This window comes from Streptococcus australis, assembly GCF_015553625.1.
Classification (GTDB): domain Bacteria; phylum Bacillota; class Bacilli; order Lactobacillales; family Streptococcaceae; genus Streptococcus; species Streptococcus australis_B.
Genome location: NZ_JADNGY010000001.1, coordinates 316399 through 338730, shown reverse-complemented (window position 1 = coordinate 338730; position 22332 = coordinate 316399). Strand labels below are relative to the sequence as shown.

The 22332-nt window shown below is 43.9% G+C and carries 14 protein-coding genes and 1 tRNA gene; 10 read left to right on the top strand and 5 right to left on the bottom strand.

Annotation, left to right across the window (positions count from 1 at the left end):
• The 4 genes from I2D56_RS01430 to I2D56_RS01415 all read left to right on the top strand — a co-directional run.
• On the top strand, positions 1 to 1482 hold a 1482-nt coding region (locus tag I2D56_RS01430), incomplete at its 5' end, for a GBS Bsp-like repeat-containing protein (protein WP_195347809.1).
• Positions 1483 to 1912: 430 nt separating this feature from the next.
• Complete coding sequence (locus I2D56_RS01425; protein WP_195347808.1) at positions 1913 to 7249, top strand: Cna B-type domain-containing protein; 5337 nt, start codon at positions 1913 to 1915, stop codon at positions 7247 to 7249.
• 181 nt (positions 7250 to 7430) lie between these two features.
• On the top strand, positions 7431 to 8366 hold the full coding sequence (locus tag I2D56_RS01420; protein ID WP_195347807.1) for a metal ABC transporter solute-binding protein, Zn/Mn family: 936 nt from the start codon (positions 7431 to 7433) through the stop codon (positions 8364 to 8366).
• A 9-nt stretch (positions 8367 to 8375) separates the two neighbouring features.
• Positions 8376 to 11588, top strand: coding sequence for a pneumococcal-type histidine triad protein (locus tag I2D56_RS01415; RefSeq protein WP_195347806.1), 3213 nt, complete (start codon positions 8376 to 8378; stop codon positions 11586 to 11588).
• A gap of 314 nt (positions 11589 to 11902) precedes the next feature.
• On the opposite strand, the gene I2D56_RS01410 is transcribed toward I2D56_RS01415, so the two are convergent.
• On the bottom strand, positions 11903 to 12778 hold the full coding sequence (locus tag I2D56_RS01410) for an RluA family pseudouridine synthase (protein ID WP_195347805.1): 876 nt from the start codon (positions 12776 to 12778) through the stop codon (positions 11903 to 11905).
• 183 nt (positions 12779 to 12961) lie between these two features.
• Here I2D56_RS01410 and pbp2a point away from each other — a divergent pair, with 183 nt between their 5' ends.
• On the top strand, positions 12962 to 15193 hold the full coding sequence (pbp2a, locus tag I2D56_RS01405) for a penicillin-binding protein PBP2A (protein ID WP_195347804.1): 2232 nt from the start codon (positions 12962 to 12964) through the stop codon (positions 15191 to 15193).
• Positions 15194 to 15841: 648 nt separating this feature from the next.
• On the opposite strand, the gene I2D56_RS01400 is transcribed toward pbp2a, so the two are convergent.
• Positions 15842 to 16762, bottom strand: coding sequence for a neutral zinc metallopeptidase (locus I2D56_RS01400; protein ID WP_023024655.1), 921 nt, complete (start codon positions 16760 to 16762; stop codon positions 15842 to 15844).
• 126 nt (positions 16763 to 16888) lie between these two features.
• On the opposite strand from I2D56_RS01400, the gene rpmG reads away from it, so the two are divergent.
• The 3 genes from rpmG to nusG all read left to right on the top strand — a co-directional run bounded on the left by rpmG (position 16889) and on the right by nusG (position 17949).
• Positions 16889 to 17041 (top strand): 50S ribosomal protein L33, encoded by a 153-nt coding sequence (gene rpmG / locus I2D56_RS01395; RefSeq protein WP_006595433.1) that lies wholly within the window; start codon positions 16889 to 16891, stop codon positions 17039 to 17041.
• Positions 17042 to 17050: 9 nt separating this feature from the next.
• Positions 17051 to 17227: a preprotein translocase subunit SecE gene (gene secE / locus I2D56_RS01390; protein ID WP_023024653.1), complete on the top strand. Its 177-nt coding sequence runs from the start codon at positions 17051 to 17053 to the stop codon at positions 17225 to 17227.
• A 185-nt stretch (positions 17228 to 17412) separates the two neighbouring features.
• Positions 17413 to 17949, top strand: a complete 537-nt coding sequence (gene nusG, locus I2D56_RS01385) for a transcription termination/antitermination protein NusG (protein ID WP_006595435.1) — start codon at positions 17413 to 17415, stop codon at positions 17947 to 17949.
• A 370-nt stretch (positions 17950 to 18319) separates the two neighbouring features.
• Here the strand turns inward: nusG and I2D56_RS01380 are convergent, their stop codons facing one another.
• Positions 18320 to 19042 carry a hypothetical protein gene (locus I2D56_RS01380; protein ID WP_229050155.1) on the bottom strand — a complete coding sequence of 241 codons (723 nt, stop codon included), beginning with the start codon at positions 19040 to 19042 and terminating at the stop codon, positions 18320 to 18322.
• A gap of 116 nt (positions 19043 to 19158) precedes the next feature.
• A tRNA-Cys gene (locus I2D56_RS01375) sits at positions 19159 to 19229 on the bottom strand.
• A gap of 311 nt (positions 19230 to 19540) precedes the next feature.
• Between I2D56_RS01375 and rpsB the strand changes: the two genes are divergently transcribed.
• Together rpsB and tsf are read left to right on the top strand one after the other, a co-directional pair.
• On the top strand, positions 19541 to 20323 hold the full coding sequence (rpsB, locus tag I2D56_RS01370; RefSeq protein ID WP_048716695.1) for a 30S ribosomal protein S2: 783 nt from the start codon (positions 19541 to 19543) through the stop codon (positions 20321 to 20323).
• 79 nt (positions 20324 to 20402) lie between these two features.
• The gene (gene tsf, locus I2D56_RS01365; protein WP_023024647.1) at positions 20403 to 21443 is read left to right on the top strand and encodes a translation elongation factor Ts; all 1041 of its coding nucleotides are present in this window, start codon (positions 20403 to 20405) and stop codon (positions 21441 to 21443) included.
• A 341-nt stretch (positions 21444 to 21784) separates the two neighbouring features.
• On the opposite strand, the gene I2D56_RS01360 is transcribed toward tsf, so the two are convergent.
• On the bottom strand, positions 21785 to 22255 hold the full coding sequence (locus I2D56_RS01360) for a COG2426 family protein (RefSeq protein ID WP_023024646.1): 471 nt from the start codon (positions 22253 to 22255) through the stop codon (positions 21785 to 21787).
• Positions 22256 to 22332 lie beyond the last annotated feature (77 nt).

Below are 22332 nucleotides of genomic sequence, written 5' to 3'. Positions count from 1 at the left end.
GCCTTTATCGATTACACAGCTTCTAAACCATCTGCTGATCTGACCATTACAAAATCAGAAAAAGACGGGACTTTCACTATTACAGCTAAGAACCTTCAAGGTTTCGATGGCTACAAGGAAGTGAAGATTCCATTATGGTCTCATGCCAATGGGATGAAAGATATCATCTGGTACACGCCAACTCGTCAAGCAGATGGTTCATATACTGTAACAGCCAAAGCTAGTGACCACGAAAACGCTGATGGCCAATATGAAGCGCAAGTTTTCTATGTGGATGCCAAAGGTCAAAATAAGTTTGTCAAGAAGGCCTTTATTGATTTCAAAAATCAGTCACGTCCAACTGCTAGTCTCTTAATCCAAAATAATAACAAGGATACAGGTACCTTTGATGTCATTATCAAGGATGTTTACAGCCCTAAAGGTGTTCGGACTGTGCAAGTCCCAACTTGGTCTGATAGGGATGGCCAAGACGATATTCGCTGGTATGAAGCGACTCGTCAATCAAATGGAGACTACAAGGTATCAGTCAAAGCGAGCGATCACAAGAACTCTACTGGTAAGTACCATATTCACCTTTACTATATTCAAAATGATGGTTCTCGTGTGGGTGTCGGTTCAACGACTACAGAAGTTGAGTTCCGAAATGCCCAGACCAAGACACAAACAGGGATCAAAAATGTCAATTCTGGTGCTGGAACCTATATGGTAACGGTGGATCAAGCGCCTCAGGGACGTCGGATTAAGAACATCCGTGTCGCAGCTTGGTCTAAAGCGCACCAAGAAAATCTTTTCTGGTATTCAACAGCACCTTCTGGAATGCACACAGAAGTGCAGGTTTCTACAGCCAATCACCAGTACCAATCAGGCAATTATACCACTCACGTCTATGTGGATTATGTCGATGGTGGTGTTGAAGGCTTTAACCTTGGACAAACAGCCCTTCATCCCCGAGTAACAGTTGATCAAACTGCTTTCACTCCTCGTGTAACGAATGGACAACGGGACCGTGTCTTACGGGCAGCAGCAAGTCTAGTCGGTGCTCGCACAGGAAGTGCAGCTCACCAACAATTGGTCAATGATTACAACAGTATCAAACCACTTCCAGTTGGTTATGAGGTGAAGATGACTGATGACTGGTGTGACGTCTTTGTCACAACGGTCTTTCAGCGGGAAGGCTTGAGTGGTTTGATTGGCCGTGAATGTGGAGTTGAACGTCACATCCAAATTTTTAAACGTTTAGGTATTTGGAACGAAAATGGATCCTCTACACCGAAGTCAGGTGATATCATTACCTTTAACTGGGATCAAGATTATCAATCAAATGATGGTTGGGCAGACCATATTGGAATTGTGGAACGCGTCGAAAATGGACTGATTCATACAATCGAAGGAAATTCCGGTGCCGTTGGAACTGTCAAACGCAATGTATACCGTATCGGACATGGCAATATCCGCGGATTTGCGACACCGCGCTATAAATAACATACATATTTTTCAGCATCATTGCCTAATGACTTTTCTAGAATAGAAAGACAACCAGCTCTATGAAGGAGCTGGTTTTTTGCATCCCTTTGATGATAGGAGGAGAAGTCATTTTTGTCAAAAATCTCATAAATAACCTAATGATATCCATGTAAGGGGTTTAAAGGCCTTGTAGGAGGGTATAAAAAAGCTATGAAAATAAGGGCTGGAGCCGTATAATAGATCTTTGCAATCATATCTTTGGAGTACTTAACCTAAATTGGCTGGTTGATGAAAAAATCAAGAAAACTTAAAAAAACAAAAACATTAGACGGCTCATTTGTTCATTTAGCGACACTTTTTATATAATCGTTGGCTAAATTGGCTCATATATGATAAAAATGGAGTGAGGAACTTTTGCGGTTCAAAATGATAAAAAGGAGATGAAAGAATGAACAGGAGATCATCCTTATGGAAAACCTTTTTGAAAAAAGGGTTTGCCCTCTTCACCATTTTGATGATGCTGGGTCAATTGGGTCAAGGTGCTGTAACAGCCTTGGCGCAAGAGCTAGCAGTCGGAGATAATGGTGCCTTAGATGTTAGCCTCTTGTATGGAGATAAGCAAGAACATCCAGGTGGTATGGCCTATAACACATCTGATACCATGTCTGGCTACATTCAGATTACCCCTAAGAATCTGACAACAGATCTCGATGACGTGGTTGTCAATCTAGTGCTTCCAGGGAAGTACTTGGATGAGGTCAATGTTCCCGAGTTTAATAGTAGCTCACAACATGACGCACCAACAGTGACAAAGGTGGGAGATGACTACCATGTAAGCTTACATTTTACGAACTACCAAAAATCTGAAGTCTTGACCCTACCATTCATCGCCAAGTTTAAGTTGGGATTCCCTCCTACTAACTACTCGATGGATATTACAGGGACGCTCAATATTAACGGTGCTGAGACTGCTTTAAATAGTATCACTTGGAAACCTCAATACAAGGATTATACCTTGACCAAGTTTGTCAATCAGAACTATGATGCGACCATGTCCAGAGACTATGCGGAAGCATCTCCAGGGATTGTAACTGGAGCAGATGGCAAAAAGTACATCGAAAAAGCTACTTCCGTTCCGTTTGCCTTCTTGTTAGATGGGATGCGTGGACAGTACAATGGTAGCTATCGTCAGTTGGAATCTGCAACAATCACAGATAAGCTGCCAACCTATACGGACAAAGATGGAAAAACTCGTACAGCGGTTCTAGATACAGAAAAATCAGAAGGTTGGGTCGATAATGGAGATGGTACGGTTTCAAAAACTTTTGTTGCCGATGCCAATGCCAATCCTCAAAACTATCATTCAGATTTGATGCAAAAAATCCAAGATAAGAGTTTCTTATACTTGAAATTCCCTGATTTGGTCATGGAAAAAGACCAAACCTTAGAAGATGTCTTGGTTAAAGATTTGACCAACACTGCGTCTGTCGTGGGGATTCCTGCGGAACGTGGTGAGGGAGAGCCGGATGTAACGGCTGAAGATTCTCTCATCTTCCGACTTACTTCGCGTGACTTGGAAGGTAAAGGAGCTTTTGCTAAACAAGCAGAAGGAAATGTCTACGATTCGACAGACTACAAGGCGGCTAACTACAAGTGGCTCTTGAAATACAATAACACCACACCATTTGCTCAGAAAAACATTGTCTTTTATGATGAGCAAGTAGACTCGCGCTTGAAGTTTACCAAAATTGAATATGGTCGTATGTTGATTGGAATCTATGGAAATGGACCTCTGATCAATCAATACGTGAAACGCATCATCCTAACCATGGAAGATGGCTCAACTAAAGAAATCCAACCAGAGGCAGACAAGGATGGATTTGGAAACATTGATTTGACCAAATATGGAACGGTTGTCGGATGGAGACTGGAGATGAAAGATGACTTCGAGCTTCCATCTGGTCAAGGGATTTATATTTCTACCTATACAGCCTTCAAGGATCCAGAAAAGACCCATATCGATCAAAATGATGAGTCCAAGAATGCCTATGAAAATACTGGACGGATCACCTATAAAACCCAGTCAGGGGCAGACAGAGACCAATCTGCTAAATGGCAGTTCAAACTTCTTCCATTGACAGAAAATGTTGAACTGACTAAGAATACAGATTATAACAATGTCCAATTCACAGATGGAAAAACCATTCGTTTTGCCCTATCTGCTAATAATGTTCGCTTAGATCCAGGTAAGGATTACAAGGACTTGCGTGTTATTGATCTCTTTGATCCAAATACCTTGGATATTGACTTCAAATACCTAGATCAATACTTTGATAAGAATAACACTCGTTTTTATGCCCCTTGGTACAAATCCTATGAGGTTATTGAAAACTACCATAACTCTGGACGTTCTGCCTTGATTATCCATTTGGATCAAAAGGAATTTATCAAACGCTCCCTAGAGACTGGTGGCAAGGCTAATTTGCCATTCATCTATACTAAATTAAAAGGGAAGGCTGATGGCGGAACCTTTACCAACCATATCTATCTGGCAGGAGAAGGTCTCTGGGATCTAGAAACTGCTAACCCGAATACAGTTGCAGTAGATAGTTATGATTTAAATAACAATGGTTCGACAACGGATAAGATTCCTCATGCGGAATCCAACTATACTATTGTCGCAGCTGAAGGGGTTTATTCTCGTAAGTTCATCGCCAAGAACGATGACTTGTCTGATGCTTCAACAGTAACTCGAACCTTTAAACCAGGGGAAACCTTTAATTACAAGTTAACGATTAAAAACAACACAGATAGTCCAGTTGAAAACACGGTTATCTATGACGTTCTCCCTAAAGTTGGAGATGTCAATACACTGGATGCTTCAGCCCGTAAGACAGAATACACCGTTAGTCTTCGCGGACCAGTCACTGCTCCGGAAGGATGGACAGTATACTACACAACAGATACCACAGTTACAGCTAGCACCATGGCACAAGCTGCAGATAAAGATATTTGGTCAGCAGATGTCACAGACTATAGTAAAGTAACAGGAATTAAGGTCGTAGCCAATGAGGGAACCACTATCGGTGCACGTAGCCAAGTAGATGTTGCGGTGCCAGTGGTCAACCCAAGCGAATTGACAGACCAAGTCAAGCAGTTGATGCTAGAACGGACAGAAGATAACAAGGACAATGGCGGTCGTTCAGGTGTCGTCCAAGCCCATAACCAATTCGGATACAGAGCTAAAGGACATGAAGGAAACCGCGAATCCAACACCGTAACGTCTCAAATCTTTGCGGCGAGCTTCCATGTGAAGAAAGTAGACAAGGATGATACTAGCAAAGGCTTAGCTGGTGCGGAGTTCACCTTGTCAGATGCGACTGGTACTGTCCTTGCGACTCAAGTTTCTGATAAGGATGGAGACCTTGCTTTCACCACCCTAACAGAAGGAACTTACACTCTTAAAGAGACGAAAGCTCCAAATAACTACAAGTTGGATGAGACAGAGCATGCAGTCGTTGTGACCTACGATGCAGATCAACAGCTTTACCATGTCACGATTGATGGCGAAGCGACTGGTTCAAAAGCTTCACCAAAAGTCATCGCCAATGAGAAAGATATCCATTATATCGATCTGGAAGCTTCAAAAGTCTGGGATGACCAAGACAACGTCGAAGGTCTTCGTCCAGAAAAGATTGAATTCCAATTGTACAAGAATGGAACAGCAGAAGGCAAACCAGTAGCCCTTTCAGCAGGAAATGACTGGAAAGTAACCTTCAGCGCTCTTCCAGACAAAGACAATGATGGTAATGTGATTACCTATACTGTAAAAGAAGTCAAGGTACCGACTCATTATACAGCTGAAAGTCAAGAAGCTCAGTTCGTCGATGGAAAAGCGACCATTACCAACAAGCGTACTCCTGAAACTACAGAAGTCAGCGTGAAAAAAGTTTGGGATGATGCTCAGAACCAAGACGGACTCCGTCCATCAACCATCACGGTCCATCTCCTAGCCAACGGAGAGGAAGTACAGACGGCTACTCTGTCTGGTGAGGGAGATACATGGAGCCACAGCTTCACTGACTTGCCAGTCTATAAGAATGGTCAAAAACTAGTCTATACGGTAACGGAAGATACAGTTGCCAACTACTCGACAGCTATCGAAGGATCAACCATTACCAACACCTACAAACCAGGTAAGACAAGTGTAACAGTGACCAAGAAATGGACAGATGCAGAAAACCAAGATGGCCTTCGTCCGAAGAGCATCAAGGTCCAACTCTATGCGAATGACCAAAAATCAGGTAAAGAGGTAGAACTTTCTGCAGACAACGACTGGACTTATACCTTCTCTGATTTGGATGAGAAAAAAGCTGGTCAAGCTATTCAGTATACCGTGAAAGAAACAGAAGTTCCAGAAGGCTATACTCAAGCGGTAGAAACGACCAATCCAGGTCAGGTAGTGATTAGCAATACGCACACTCCTTCTAAGACGAAAGTTCAAGTAACCAAGAAATGGGACGATGCCAATAACCAAGATGGTCTTCGCCCAGCGACGATTACAGTCAGACTTTATAAAGATGGGGTTGCTACAGACCAGACCCTTGAATTGTCAGAAGCGAATCAGTGGCAAGGAACGTTTGAAAACCTTGATGAAAAAGCAGCCGGCAAGACCATTCACTACACTGTGAAAGAAGAGAATGTTCCAGAAGGTTACACCCTTTCAATTGATGACAAGGATCCAGCTCATCCTGTCTTGACCAATAAGCATGAACCAGCTGTCACTCAGGTCAAGGTCACTAAGAAATGGGATGACGCTCATAACCAAGATGGCCTTCGTCCAAAAGAAATTCGCGTCCAATTGTATGCAGGTGATCAAAAGCTAGGCAAGGAAGTTGTCTTGTCTGCTGACAATAAATGGACTCATACCTTTGAGAAACTTGCTGAAAAAGCAAACGGACAAGAGATTCATTATTCTGTGAAAGAAGTGGATGTCCCTGAAGGTTACGCCGTAACAGAAGAGAGCAAGGAGAAGGGCGATATCGTCTTGACCAATACGCACACTCCAAGTACGGTGGATATTCCAGTCACTAAGATCTGGGTGGACAATGACAACCAAGATGGTCTTCGTCCTACTAAGATCACTGTGAAACTTCTAGCCAATGGTGGAGAAGTGGCTCGCAAAGATATTACAAGCGAGACCGATTGGAAAGAAACCTTTACTGGCCTTCCTAAGTTTAAGGATGGTAAGGAAATCGTCTACACCCTTCAAGAAGAAAAGGTTACTGACTATTCACCAAGCATTGACCAAGAAAGCTATACTATTACCAATACGCACACTCCAGGTAAGACCACCCTCTCTGTAACCAAACAGTGGGATGACCAAGAGGACAAAGATGGTCTTCGTCCGAAGAGTGTGAAAGTGCAGCTATATGCGGACGGTAAGAAGTCTGGTGACGTCATTGAGTTGTCAGCTGAGAACAAGTGGACTCATACCTTTGCGGATCTAGACAAGAATGTCAAGGGCAAAGCTGTCACCTATACAGTGGAAGAAGTCGATGTTCCAAGAGGTTACCAAGTGACGAAAACAGATGACGGTCAAGGTAATGTTGTTCTGACCAATAAACATGAACCAACAGAGCCAGTGACACCAGAACCTAAGAAACCAGGTAAGAAGGTTGGTATCTTGCCAAGCACTGGTACCACTATCTCCTTGATTAGCTTGGTATTAGCCTTTGTAGTCGCAAGCGGTGCAGCTTATCTCCTTAAAAAGAAGAAAAAATAAGCGCATGGTTTGATTAATCTTGTCTAACTAATCAAGAGAATAGAAGAGGCCCCTAGGGGCCTCTTTTTTCTGTGTGAAAAAAAATACAAAAAAATTCTTGACAAACTAAAAAATTAACGTTATCATTAACTAGTTAATTAACTATTTAATAAACCGATTAAGAAAAAGAAAGGATTTATACATGTTGGGGAGGAAGCTAAGAACCTTAGGAATTGGATTCGTCTGCCTCTTATTGTTAGTGGCTTGTGGGAGTCAGAGGAGTTCGGGAGCTGGCTCTACTAAAAAGGGGCTCAAAATTGTGACGAGTTTCTATCCTGTCTATTCCCTGGTGAAGGAAATTTCAGGCGATCGAAACGAAGTCTGGATGGTTCAGTCGGGTGCTGGGATTCATGATTACGAACCTTCGGCCAAGGAGACAGCCCAGATCTATGATGCGGATGTCTTCGTCTACCATTCTCAAACGCTCGAATCTTGGGCTGGACGTCTAGACCCTAGCTTGCAAGACTCGAAACTGCGGGTCATCGAAGCCAGCAAAGGAATGGAGCTGGATAAGGTTGCTGGCTTAGAGGATATTGAGGATACGGAAGGGAAGGATGCAAAGCACTTGTATGACCCTCATACCTGGATGGATCCACTGAAAATTGCCGAGGAAGGAAAGATCATCGCCAAAGAGTTGGGAGACATCGATCCAGAAAATAGAAGTTATTATGAGGCCAATGCCCAAAAGCTTGAAAAACGCTGTGAGGCCTTGGTGGCTAAATACCAACCTCTCTTTGAAAAAGCGACACAAAAGACCTTCGTGACCCAGCATACAGCCTTTTCTTATTTAGCCAAGCGCTTTGGCTTGAAACAATTAGGAATTGCAGGGATCTCGCCTGAGCAGGAACCAACAGCCCGTCAATTGGCTGAGATTCAGCAGTTTGTCAAGGATTATCAAGTTCAAACTATCTTTGTTGAGAAGCATACCTCGTCTAAGGTGGCCGATAGCATTGCCAAGGCGACAGGGGCAAAAGTGAAGGTCTTGGATCCTCTCGAAGCAGATCCGGGAAATAACAAAGATTTCTTAGAGAACCTAGAAGAAAATATGGCTAGTTTAGCGAAAGAATTACAGGAGTAAGTAGAAAGAATGAAGAAAAAAGGAACAATTGGATTAGTAGCAACATTAGGTCTGGGTTTATGTGCCTACGCCTTAAGTCAACAAGCACCAGTCAAGGAAGACAAAAAGAGTCAGAATCAGGTGCAGTATTTACAAGGAGACAAGAAAAAGTCAGCTAGCAGCTCAAACAAACAGGAAGAAAGCATTGAATCCGTCAACTCGAAGGAAAAGACCCAGGCAGAGCAGATTGTGGTTAAGATTACTGACGAGGGCTTTGTGACTTCCCATGGAGATCATTTCCATTACTACAATGGCAAGGTCCCTTACGATGCGATTTTTAGTGAGGAGTTGATTTTACGGGACCCTTCTTACCAACTACAGCAATCGGACATTGTCACACAGGTGCGAGATGGCTATATTATCAAGAAGGATGGGAACTACTACCTTTATCTAACCGATCCACAACATACACTGAATGTTCGTTCGGTGGAGGAAATTGCCCAACAGAAAAAAGGAGAGCTGGTTTCAGGTTCGAAAGAGAATGCCCAAAAAGCTGGGCAAACTCGTGATTTTAGTCAGCCAAGTCAGGCTTTACGAGAAGGGAAAACAGTAGCCAGTCTAACAGCAGGAGTCAAGCCTAGCCAAGGTGGCTACCGGACAGATGACGGCTATGTCTTCCATCCTGGGGATGTGATTTCTGATACAGGAGATGGCTTTATCGTGCCTCATGGAGGACACTACCACTATATTCCGAAGAGTGCCTTATCAGCTGGAGAATTATATGCTGCCTTAGCGGTTTTAAATGGAGGAGGAAAAAATGAAGTAAATCCTATTGCTCCACCTTCTAGCCAGCTAGCTTCATCGGTTAATCCGAATCAGCCAATCTCAGACCCGTTTACTCCAACGATTACAGCTTCTGTGCCTCATCCAACAGCAACTAATAAGGGGGGGACCTTGCCGAGCCTTTTGGAAGAGTTGCAGCATACCCCGCTTTCAGAGCGCCATGTTGAGTCGGATGGTTCTGTTTTTGATCCAAGTAAGATTACCAAATGGACAGATCAAGGGGTAGTTTATCCTCATGGGGATCATTTCCATTTCATCCCTTATAGTCTCCTTTCGCCTTTAGAGCGGGAGTTGGCACGACAGTTCCAACTATCCCGTACACAAGGTGGAAGTATCGCAAAAGAAGAGAGTCCAACTCAACCTTCAAGCCCAGACACAAAACCAGTCAATCAGGACCACGACCATGAGAAGGAGGATCCTCATCACAAGCATGACCATGAAGCCGATCACGACCATCATCATGAAGGCGAACAGGCCCATGAGCACGATCATGGATTCCATGCAGACCATGTCATCAGCAAGGATGACGAGGGTTATATGGTCGCTCACGGAGACCATGCCCATTACTTCTACAAGAAGGATCTCTCACCTCAAGAAATCGCTGCTGCAGAGGCAGTGCTAGCTGGTAAGAAGGAAGAGGACAAGGGGCAGCCACTGACGGATGATGTGGCGACCTATTCGCGCGATGCTTCGGATGAAGAAAAAATCCAGTACATTAGCCAGACTTACGGCGTTCCTCGGGAAGCTATCAAGATTTCAAATGGTTTCTTTGTCTTTAATAATCCAGACCAAGAATACGATCCAACCCATATCCACCCTTATGCAGTTCGGAAGGAGCATGTCCGGATTCCACTTGAAACAGGAAATCCTGAGCTAGACTTTATCAACGAGCTCTATGCAACAGCACTTCGCTCTGGTATTTCACCATATACGATGCAAATCGAGAATGGTCAGTTTGTCATTCCGCATGGAGACCATAACCACTATATCAAGGTGCGCTCAGCAGGTTTGGCGGACTACCTGGCTCATCGTCTGCCGACCATCCAAGCAGCTTACCAGAAAGGTGACTTGGACCAGAAAGCTGTAGAGGACAAGGTCAACCAACTTCTGGCAGAAAGTCGGACTTTGTACGCATCCGATCCTCTGCAACAAAGACGGATTGAGTTGAACTTGGGTCAATTCTTAGAAACTGTTAAAAACTTCCCAAGCAATTCGACAGCAGGCTACTTGGCGAGTCTTGACCAAGTTGACAAGGAATATATCCACGCGACCCAGGAAGTCAAACCGAAAGAAGAAACGGCCTTGGACCGTCGTTACCAGGAATTGTTGGAGCAGGTTCGCTTGCTAGATACCGAAGCCTTCCAACTCAAGAAAGAAAGCCTCGTTTCTCAGTTGCAGGAAGCCTATACGGCCAAGGATAGCCAACGATTGGAGAAAGAAGGAAAATTGCTCCAGGCCATTCAAGAGATGCAAGATCGGACCGGTGTGACTTCGGTGGACTACCTCAAGTATTTCTACCAAAGTTTAAGTGATGCGCGCTTGACACCAGAATTGCGGGCGACAGCAGCAGACCTTGCTTTGAAGCTTTACCGGGCTCAGGCCTTTGAAGAAGCTTGGGACTCAAAAGCCCATTTCATGGAACTCTACCAAGCCAAGCAAGCCATTGACCAACTAGTATCTCAGGAAAATGCTCCAACCTATCCAATTGAAAAAACAGTTCTGGATCAAAAGGGAGCAGATGCTCCGTCCTATAACCTAGCTGTTTACGACTTCCTCAAGGGGGTCTATGGCGACCTGGATGAAAAGACAGAGTCTCGTCAACGCTCGAATCTCCTGACAGCCCTTATCGATCAAATCTCCTCTCTTTTGCCACAAGTAGAAGAAAGCAAACGTCCTGCTTTTGAAGAACGTTTGGAACAGGTGCGCCAAGAGCCAGATGCTGATAAGGCTTTGACAACTGGGAAAACTCTTTTGCGTGAAGTTGGTGAAACGATTGAACAACAAAAGCAAAAGAAAACAGAAGAACCTCAACTTGGAGACGTAGCTCTCTATCAAGAGATTTATAACCAGTTGATCGCTCTCCACCAACAATTGGCCGAAAAAGGAGCCAGTGATGCTCAGTTTGAACGCTTAGAAGCCCTCTTTGATCAACTAGCTGATCCGAAGAGCGACAAGAAAGCCTTGTTACAGGCGATCCAAGCCCTTCGAGATGATTTGCTAGCGGCTCCATCGACAGCAGTGACAGTGGAAGCAGACGAAGCAACCCCAGCCCCTCAAAGTCCTGCCACGAGCGATTCTAATCTGAATAAGGAAGAAACTTCAGATCCTGCTCAGACTCCATCTCCAGAGTCAGAAAACACAGAAGTTAGCCCAGCCGCAAGTGAAGAAACGACGGACTAGGACCTATGTAGAAATAGCAAAAAAACACAGAATCAATTTGATTCTGTGTTTTTAGATGTAGATAAAATCTTCCGAAAAACTTTCCTTAGGTGAGTACGGACGTCAGCGAACTTCTAAGAAGTTCCATGACTAATTATTGAGCCTAAGGTCTCAATAATTCCGAGTGCTAGATACACTATTGTTTCTAGCACTTTTCTCACAGCGGAAAGTTTTTAATCTTCTTAAATGGCAAAATAAGTCATTTTTTGAAAATCAACTAGCTGTTTTTTGATTACTCTGTAAGGTAATCGATTAGGAGCACCACTCGCTTGGCTCTATGGAGATGTCTGCTCTTTTAATCCTTTTTCAAAACTTGCAGAAGGAGCCTCAACTTGGATTTTTTCTAAGGTAAAGGGGTGGGTGAGTCGCAAGCGGTGGGCATGGAGCATGAGACGAGGAGCTCTTTCTGGGTTGTAGAGAGGGTCTCCCACGATTGGATGGCCATGGTGAGAGAGGTGGACGCGGATCTGGTGGGTGCGACCTGTCTGGAGCTGGCAGTTGACCAAGCTGGTGCGTTTGAAAGTCTTTAAGCCGGTCACATGGGTTTCTGCATAGAGGCCCTTTCGAGGATCAACAATGCGTTTGCGTCGATCGTGGCGATCTCGTCCTAATTTGTCCTTATAAACCAGCTGCTTTTTGGGTAAGTTGCCTAGGATTAAGGCCCAATAGTCTCGTTGGATTTTCTTGTCTTCTAGCAGTCGATTCAGGACGGGTAAAACAAAAGGATTCTTGGCAAAGACAAGAGCCCCACTGGTCTCCTTGTCCAAGCGATGAACCACATAACAGGTCTTTCCGACATAAGTAGAGACATGGTTGAGAAGGGCGATTTCATCTGGTTGATTGGCGTGCGTTTTCATGCCTTCGGGCTTGTTTACGATGATGAGGTGCTCATCTTCATAGAGGGTTTCGACCAGGCTAGCATCCCCTGCTAGGAGCTCCTTTTCTTCATAATCTTCCGGATCAAAGGTGAGGGTGAGTTGGTCACCAGCCTGAAGCATCGATTGCCAATGGACAGTCTCCCCATTGACTTGGACATGTTTTTTTGTTCGCAAAAAATGACGAATCTTTCGTGGGATGAGAAAGTAATCTTCTAGGGCCTCTTTGACCGTCATAGCGGGCAAGGCGCTTGGTATCGTTATAGTATAATGCATAGTGTTATTGTATCAGAAAGCGGGTGGAAAGAAAAGGCGAGAAGGAGGAAGAGGGAGGGAGGAACAAGACGCTGAAACCCGCTCTAGAGTGGACTAGATGGCAACCTTAAAGAAAGCTAAAAGCATCCTTTCTTGCGAAGGTCTTTCTTGTCTAGACGTTAGGAAGGTGATAAAATAGGGACTATGAACAAATTAAAAGAATTATTGGAGGGAATGATTCGTCATTTCCAACGAGAAAAAAAACCAACGAAAATTGCGGAAGAGGTTGAGTTATCAACAGACGGGGAGGAGCAAGCTCCAACCTATAGCCGCTCGGACAAGTCACGGAGAAAATCTCACTCCCAACATCCGATCAGACGCTTTTGGCGCAAGTATCACTTGACCAAGATCTTCTTACTGATTGGCCTGACCTTTAGTCTCGTCGTCGGAGGTTATCTTTTCTACATAGCCAAGACGACCAATGTAGCAGATCTGCAAAATGCCCTCAAGGCAACCACAATCATCTATGATAAAAATGGGAACCAAGCAGGAAGCCTAACAGGGCAAAAAGGGACTTACGTTGAGTTAGATGCCATTAGCGAAGACTTGCAAAATGCAGTTGTGGCGACGGAAGACCGGAGCTTCTACAAAAATAGTGGGATTAACTATGGTCGTTTCTTCCTGGCGATTTTGACTGCCGGTCGTTCAGGTGGGGGATCGACGATCACCCAACAGTTGGCTAAAAATGCCTATCTTTCTCAGGATCAGACGGTTGAGCGGAAGGCCAAGGAGTTCTTCCTAGCCCTTGAAATCAACAAAAAGTATAGTAAGAAAGAAATCCTGACCATGTACCTCAATAATGCCTATTTTGGAAATGGGGTTTGGGGGATTGAAGATGCTTCTAAGAAGTATTTCGGTGTCTCCGCTAGTGAGTTGACTCTGGATCAGTCGGCTGTCCTTGCCGGTATGCTCAAGGGGCCAGAAATTTATAACCCCCTTTATTCAGTCGAGAACGCAACCAATCGTCGCAATACGGTCCTACAAAATATGGTCGCAGCTGGCTATATCGATCAAGCCACAGCAGATCAATCCGCCGCAGTCGACATTCATGGCCAACTGGTGGATGCCTATGAAGGCAAGTCAGAAGATTATCGCTACCCGTCCTATTTCGATGCGGTTATCAACGAGGCTGTCAACGAATATGGTCTAACAGAAGAAGATATCATCAAGAATGGATACCGGATCTACACAGAGATGGACCAGAACTACCAAGCCAGCATGCAGGTCATCTACGACAATGTAGATCTCTTCCCTGTTGCCGAAGATGGCACGCGGGCAGAATCTGGTAGCGTGGCTCTGGATCCTAAGACTGGAGGAGTGCGGGCAATTGTCGGGCGCGTGGCCAGTGACCAAGATGCTGGCTTCCGAAGCTATAACTATGCGACTCAATCTGCGAGAAGTCCTGGTTCTACCATTAAACCCCTGGTCGTTTATAGTCCAGCTGTAGCCAACGGCTGGTCGACCAACAAAGAATTGGACAATACGACCAAGGTCTACGGCAGTTATACAGTCGATAACTACGGCGGCATTCAAGGTAGTCCGACCGTACCTATGTACCAAGCCTTGGCAGAATCTCTCAACCTTCCAGCTGTAGCGACAGCCAATGAGTTAGGGCTCAATACTGTCTTTGATTATGGGAAAAAATTTGGTCTCAACATGGACAATGTGGACAAATCTCTCGGAGTAGCCCTGGGATCTGGTGTGACGACCAACCCTCTTCAAATGGCTCAGGCTTATGGCACCTTTGCCAATGACGGAGTAATGAACGATGCCCATCTCATTACCAAGATTGAAAATGCCAGCGGTCAGGTAGTGAAAAGTCACAGTCAGAAATCAAAACGAGTGCTCAGCAGCTCAGCCAATAAGAAGATGACCAATATGATGTTGGGAACCTTTACCAACGGAACGGGTGTCAACGCAGCACCGTATGGTTATACCATGGCTGGTAAAACAGGAACGACTGAAACGGACTTCAACCCCGATCTTTCCGGAGACCAGTGGGTCATCGGCTACACGCCAGATGTGGTCATTAGTCAGTGGCTAGGTTTCCCTAAGACGGATGAAACCCACTATTTGACAGGGACCAGTGCAGAGACAGCCTCAGTAATTTTCCGAAATGTAGCCAATAGCGTCCTACCTTATACAGAAGGAACCAGCTTTGATAATGAGGAAAATTCTTACCAGGAAAATGGCATTGCCCCTGTCGGTCAAGAAACAGAAACTGAGAGTCCAGAAGAGGACAAGGGCTTCTTTGATACAGTCAAAGAACGCGCTGCAGGTATCGTAGACGATGCCAAGAAAGCCATCGATGAAGCAGATATTCCTGGAAAAGCACAAAATGCCTGGGATACTTTCAAAGGTTGGTTTGGATTCTAAAAATAGACGCTTAAAAGAGGCTGGGACAAAAGTCCTAGCCTCTAAATTGTCTTTGGATTGTCGAGCAAGGCGCAGTGGTTGAGTGCTCAAAGCACTGCTTTGAGGTGGTGGATAGAACTTGCGAAGCAAGTATCCTAAGTCTTTGTTCGCTTTTTAAGCTTCAAAGATGCCCTATGTTGACGGAAACTATGTTTCCTTTATCTGCAACCTTCAACAGTCTCCCAGACTGTTGAAGCTGTGCGGAGGTGGGACGACGAAATCGAATTCTTACGAATGACCGATTTCTGTCCCACTCTCTTTTAGATTGTATAGGAACTATATTTACATAAAATAACTGGGAGATCCTTCAATAAAAAAGATGATTTCTATTTTATGAAATTATTCAACTCAATCTCGAAACTTTCCGCCGTGAGAAAAGTGCTTGAAACACGATTGTTTCAAGCACTCGGGAGTTTTGAAACCCTAGATTCAAAACTAAGTCATGGAACTTCTTCGAAGTTCGCTGACGTCCGTACTCACCTAAGGAAAGTTTCTGAGAAGATTTTGAATGGAAAGGATTTTTTAAATCATTTTCCTTGCTTAGCTAGCTATCGATAGGGTGCTAAAAAAGCCTTCAGATAATCTGAAAGGCTTTTGGTTTTAGGTTTGTTACAAGTCTTTATCAGAGACGCTGAAGGTATCTCCGTGTTCAAAGTCACCGTATTGGTAACCACGTTTGAACCAGCGCATACGTTGTTCAGAAGTCCCGTGGGTGAAGCTATCAGGAACGGAGTAGCCATAGGCTTGTTCTTGAAGGGTGTCATCTCCCACGGCGTGGGCAGCATTGAGCGCTTCTTCGATATCTCCCGTCTCCATGAGGCCTTGCTCTTCAATGTAACGAGCCCACATACCCGCATAATAGTCAGCTTGAAGTTCTAAACGGACATTTAAGGCATTTTTTTCTGTCTCACTTTTTCCTCGGATGGCTTTCTGATAACTCTGAAGAGTCCCCAATTCGTTTTGGATGTGGTGGCCGACTTCGTGAGCGATGACATAAGCCATGGCAAAATCTCCGCTAGCCTTGTATTTGGTGGTTAGCTCTTTGTAGAAGCTGATATCCAAATAGATCTTTTGGTCTGTCGGACAGTAGAAGGGACCGGCAGATGCTTGGCCTACACCACAGCCAGTTCGAGTTTGACCTGTATAGAAAACCAAGGTTGGTTTGTGATAGGTCCGCCCTTCATTTTGGAAGGTTTGCCCCCAGAAATCCTCAGTCGTTCCAAGGACTTGACTGACGAATTTGCTATCTCCATCACTCACCTGGGTATTGCTTTGGCGAGTGACTTGGCCTGAGTTATAGTTCTGCGTGGTTTGGCCCTGGTCAAAGAGCCCGCTCAATCCAGCCCCGCCACTCAAAAAGATGAGGACCAGGATCAAGATTAGTTTGCTCTTGAAGCTTCCAGGTGAGAGGAGGATTTGTAAAATACCACCCCCTAAATTCCCACCAGAGCGGCCAGATGAGTAGCTTCCGCCACTTTGCCCGCGACGGTCTTCAATGTTTTTACTTTCTTTCAGATGATCGCTTTTCATAATTTCTCCTTTATCTCCTATATTGTACCAAATCGTAGAGAAAAGCCAAACAAAATGCGCTTCCAGAGAGCAGAAGAACTTGTCAAATAGTAGAAAACTTGCTATAATGGTGTGAATGGAGGCGTTATGGCATTAAAAAAAGCAAGTCTAGCGTGTACGGTTTGTGGGTCACGCAACTACTCAATCAAGTTGAGTGCGACGCCAAAACCAAAACGTCTAGAAGTTAACAAATTTTGTAAACATTGTAGCAAATATACAATTCATAAAGAAACCAGATAGGAGAATGTTGTGAAATTTTTTAAAGATATTTTTGTCTTGCTGAAAAACACGACTTGGCCAAATCGCAAGGAAAGATGGAAAAATTTTATCTCAGTAATTGAGTACACCGCTTTCTTTGTAGCTTTGATTTATTTGTTTGACCAAGTAGTGGCTAAAGGTATTTTGAAGATCATCGATATGTTCTAAAAAAAGAACAAATCTGCGTCCCCTGTGGATGCTTTTTTTCTTGTCTTGCTGAAGAAAAACAAGAGAAACTTCTTTGCTTTCTCCGGTTTTATGTTATAATGGAGCTAGGAAAACAAGAGCCAGAAGGCTTTTTTTAGTATCGTGATGAAACGAACCCCTTCTGGTAGATAAGAAAGGAAATAAAAATGGATAGTTTTGACAAAGGCTGGTTTGTCCTACAGACCTACTCAGGATATGAAAACAAAGTGAAGGAAAACCTTCTTCAACGCGCACAAACCTATAACATGTTGGAAAACATCTTGCGTGTAGAAATCCCTACTCAAACTGTGCAAATCGAGAAAAACGGGAAGACAAAAGAAATCGAAGAAAATCGCTTCCCTGGTTATGTCTTGGTAGAAATGGTCATGACGGATGAAGCTTGGTTTGTCGTTCGGAATACACCAAACGTAACTGGATTTGTTGGATCACACGGGAACCGTTCAAAACCAACTCCACTTTTGGAAGACGAAATCCGTAACATCTTGATTTCGATGGGACAAACCGTTCAAGATTTCAACATTGATGTGAAGGTAGGAGATACTGTACGCATCATCGATGGAGCTTTTGCAGATTACACTGGTAAGATCACAGAAATCGATAACAACAAGGTGAAAATGATTATCACCATGTTTGGAAATGACACTGTGGCAGAAGTCAACCTCAATCAAATTGCAGAATTGTAAGGAATGAAAGAGAGTGGGACAGAAATCGGTCCTTCGTTAGAATTCGATTTCGTCGTCCCACCTCCGCACAGCTTCAACAGTCTGGGAGACTGTTGAAGGTTGCAGATAAAGGAAACTTTGTTTCCCTCATTAGGTCATATTTGGAGCTTAAAAGCGAACAAAGATACCAAGCAACCACTGCGTCTTGCTCGACAATTCAAAGGCAATTGAGAGGCTAGGACTTTTGTCCCAGCCTCTTATTCAAACAAACCCTCCAAGACTAGCGTCTTGGAGGGTTTGTGCGTTATGAGAAGGGCTTCTATCCCATCGGTGAGAAAAGCAACTGAGTGCTCTTGAATAGGATCAGAAAAGAATCCCGAAAAAGGGAATTTTATGCAGGTTCAGAGACTTGGAAGACTGTTTCTTTGTCAAAACCGACAGAGTAGTCCTTCCCGTCTTCACCTTTCCAAGTAAAGATCGTCGCGTAGCCAAAGACGAAAACAGTTTCTGGACGGCCGTGTTTTTCAATGACTTCTTTAGCCGTCATTCCAGGTTGAATATCCTTGAGATTCGTCACCTTTTTAGAGTTAGGCAAGTTTGCAATTTTGTTAGTGGCTTGACCTTTTTCATTAAAATCAATCAAGATAGCATAGCCCTCTCCATGCCAGTAACCATTATCACCATAAGTGGAATCAATAGGACCTAACTTATTGATGGCTTCGTCCTTTGAAGTAGGAGCAAGGGCTTCATTTCCAACAAGGATTTCCACCTTAATTTCTTTGAAGGCAGCCCATTTTGGCATTTCAGGGATATCCCCGATAGCTTCCAGTGATTCTCCTTGGTCCATCAAGCTCATTGTATAGTTAGGATCCTCGCGCGTGTTAGAATCTGAAGAGCTATGAGAATCATCGTCATTGAAGCCTGATGAAAAATTCTTTTTGCTGGTTGACTTTTTAGAGGAAGAACTTCTAGAACTCTTAGAGCTTTTAGAGGTTTTTTTAGAGCTGCTAACAAGAGGTTTTCTTTCTTGGGTCTCTTTCTGTGCTGGTTGGCAAGCAGTGAGCATGGCCAAAGAGAGGATGCTGAGAGCAGATAAGGTAACTTTTTTCATCATATCTTTTCCTTTCATGATTGGAAAACACAATCACTGACAAAGGGGTGAAAGTGAGATTCAATCAAGCTGATGTATCAAAAAAGCCCATTGCTGGGCTCATTGATATTTGTTTGTGAAGGCGGTAGACGGATTTGAACCGACGATCAAGCTTTTGCAGAGCCGTGCCTTACCACTTGGCTATACCGCCACAACATATTCTATTTTATCTTAAAAATCAGATAAGGTCAAGAAAAAATTTCAGACAAAAGGTCTATGAAAGGGAAAGAATGAGAATTTTGCAGAAAAAATAAAGGAAGGAGGGAGACTCTGAAGAAAAGCAGGAATGTCTAGGAATTTCTCTCAAATGACTTGCAAAAAGCTTCTAAATCTGCTATACTAATAAAGTTGCGTAAAGCAATAAATACTCATCCCGGAACCATTGTGGCACCGTTGCCCTTGTGGTCGTGTTGCAAGCTGACGTCTGGGAGAGGAGAAAAAAACAAAAAGGAGAATTTACTCATGGCAGTAATTTCAATGAAACAACTTCTTGAGGCTGGTGTACACTTCGGTCACCAAACTCGTCGCTGGAACCCTAAGATGGCTAAGTACATCTTCACTGAGCGTAACGGAATCCACGTTATCGACTTGCAACAAACTGTAAAATACGCTGACCAAGCATATGACTTCATGCGTGAAGCTGCTGCAAACGACGCAGTTGTATTGTTTGTTGGTACTAAGAAACAAGCTGCTGAAGCTGTTGCTGAAGAAGCTGTTCGTTCAGGTCAATACTACATCAACCACCGTTGGTTGGGTGGTACCCTTACTAACTGGGGAACAATCCAAAAACGTATCGCTCGTTTGAAAGAAATAAAACGCATGGAAGAAGAAGGAATCTTCGACGTTCTTCCTAAGAAAGAAGTTGCACTTCTTAACAAACAACGCGCTCGTCTTGAAAAATTCTTGGGTGGTATCGAAGATATGCCTCGTATCCCAGACGTAATGTACGTTGTTGACCCACACAAAGAGCAAATCGCTGTTAAAGAAGCTAAGAAATTGGGTATCCCAGTTGTAGCGATGGTCGACACAAACACTGACCCAGACGATATCGATGTAATCATCCCAGCTAACGATGATGCTATCCGCGCTGTTAAATTGATCACTGCGAAAATGGCTGATGCTGTTATCGAAGGACGTCAAGGTGAAGATGCAGTTGCATCAGTTGAAGCTGAATTGGCAGCAACTGAAACTCAAGCAGATTCAATCGAAGAAATCGTTGAAGTTGTTGAAGGCGACAACGCTTAATTCGTATAAATAGTAATTACCTAGGAGGGCGGGGCTTAGCCCGGCTCTCCTATTTTTAAAAAAATATAGGAGAAACAAAATGGCAGAAATTACAGCTAAACTTGTTAAAGAGTTGCGTGAAAAATCTGGTGCTGGTGTCATGGACGCTAAAAAAGCATTGGTTGAAGTTGAAGGTGATATCGAAAAAGCGATCGAATTGCTTCGCGAAAAAGGTATGGCTAAAGCAGCTAAAAAAGCTGACCGTGTTGCCGCTGAAGGTTTGACTGGTGTTTATGTGAACGGTAACGTTGCAGCAGTAGTTGAAGTAAATGCTGAAACTGACTTCGTTGCGAAAAACGCTCAATTCGTTGAATTGGTAAACGCAACTGCGAAAGTAATCGCTGAAGGTAAACCAGCTAACAACGAAGAAGCTCTTGCTTTGACAATGCCTTCAGGTGAAACTCTTGAAGCAGCATACGTATCTGCAACTGCTACAATCGGAGAAAAAATCTCATTCCGTCGTTTTGCTTTGCTTGAAAAAACAGATGCACAACACTTTGGTGCTTACCAACACAACGGTGGACGTATTGGTGTTATCTCTGTTATCGAAGGTGGAGACGAAGCCCTTGCTAAACAAATTTCAATGCACATCGCTGCAATGAAACCAACCGTTCTTTCATACAAAGAATTGGATGAGCAATTCGTGAAAGATGAGTTGGCACAATTGAACCACGTGATCGACCAAGACAACGAAAGCCGTGCAATGGTTGGTAAACCAGCTCTTCCACACTTGAAGTATGGTTCTAAAGCTCAATTGACTGACGAAGTTGTCGCTCAAGCTGAAGAAGATATCAAAGCTGAATTGGCAGCTGAAGGTAAACCAGAAAAAATCTGGGATAAAATCATCCCAGGTAAAATGGATCGCTTCTTCTTGGACAACACAAAAGTTGACCAAGCATACACTCTTCTTGCACAAGTCTACATCATGGACGACAGCAAGACAGTAGAAGCTTACCTTGAATCAGTAAATGCTTCAGTTGTTGAATTTGTTCGCTTTGAAGTTGGTGAAGGTATTGAAAAAGCTTCAAATGACTTTGAAGCAGAAGTTGCAGCTACAATGGCAGCAGCTCTTAATAACTAAGAATAAAAAGAAAAGAGGTTTCCATAGAAACCTCTTTTTTTCAAGATGAAAAGAGAGTGGGACAGAAATCGGTCATTCGTTAGAATTCGATTACGCCGTCACACCTCCGCACAGCTTCAACAGTCTGGGAGACTGTTGAAGGTTGCAGATAAAGGAAACATAGTTTCCGTCAACATAGGGCATCTTTGAAGCTTAAAAAGCGAACAAAGACTTAGGATACTTGCTTCGCAAGTTCTATCCACCACCTCAAAGCAGTGCTTTGAGCACTCAACCATTGCGTCTTGCTCGACAATCCAAAGACAATTGAGAGGCTAGGACTTTTGTCCCAACCTCTTTTATGATTAATGCGCAAAGGTATTGAGTCCAAAAAGAAGCGAGAGAGTACCCATGATAAGCCCTGCTAGAATGACTCCCAACATGACCGCTAGGACACTCCGTTTGAAGTCCCAGTCTAGAATAGAGGCGGCGAGGGTTCCAGTCCAAGCACCAGTTCCTGGTAAAGGAATGCCGACGAAGAGGAGCAGGGCCCAAAAGATTCCCTTATCTCCTGCAGCCTCTTCTAATTTTTGACCTCCACGATGCCCCTTATTGAGACACCAAGTAAAGAAATTCCCGATAAGAGGTTTCTCTTTCCCCCATTCCAGGATATGGCGAGCGAAAAAGAAGATAATAGGGACAGGAAGCATATTGCCAATGACCCCGATCAGGAGGGCTTGCCAAAGAGGAATTCCGCTAGAGATAGCGTAGGGAACAGCTCCACGAAGCTCCACCAAAGGAATCATGGAGATCAAAAAAGTAATAATGTAGTTCATGTGGTATCCTTTCAATTCATCCTTTTCATTCTACCTTATCTCTGCTGGAATGACAACTATTTCAAACAGGAGAAATA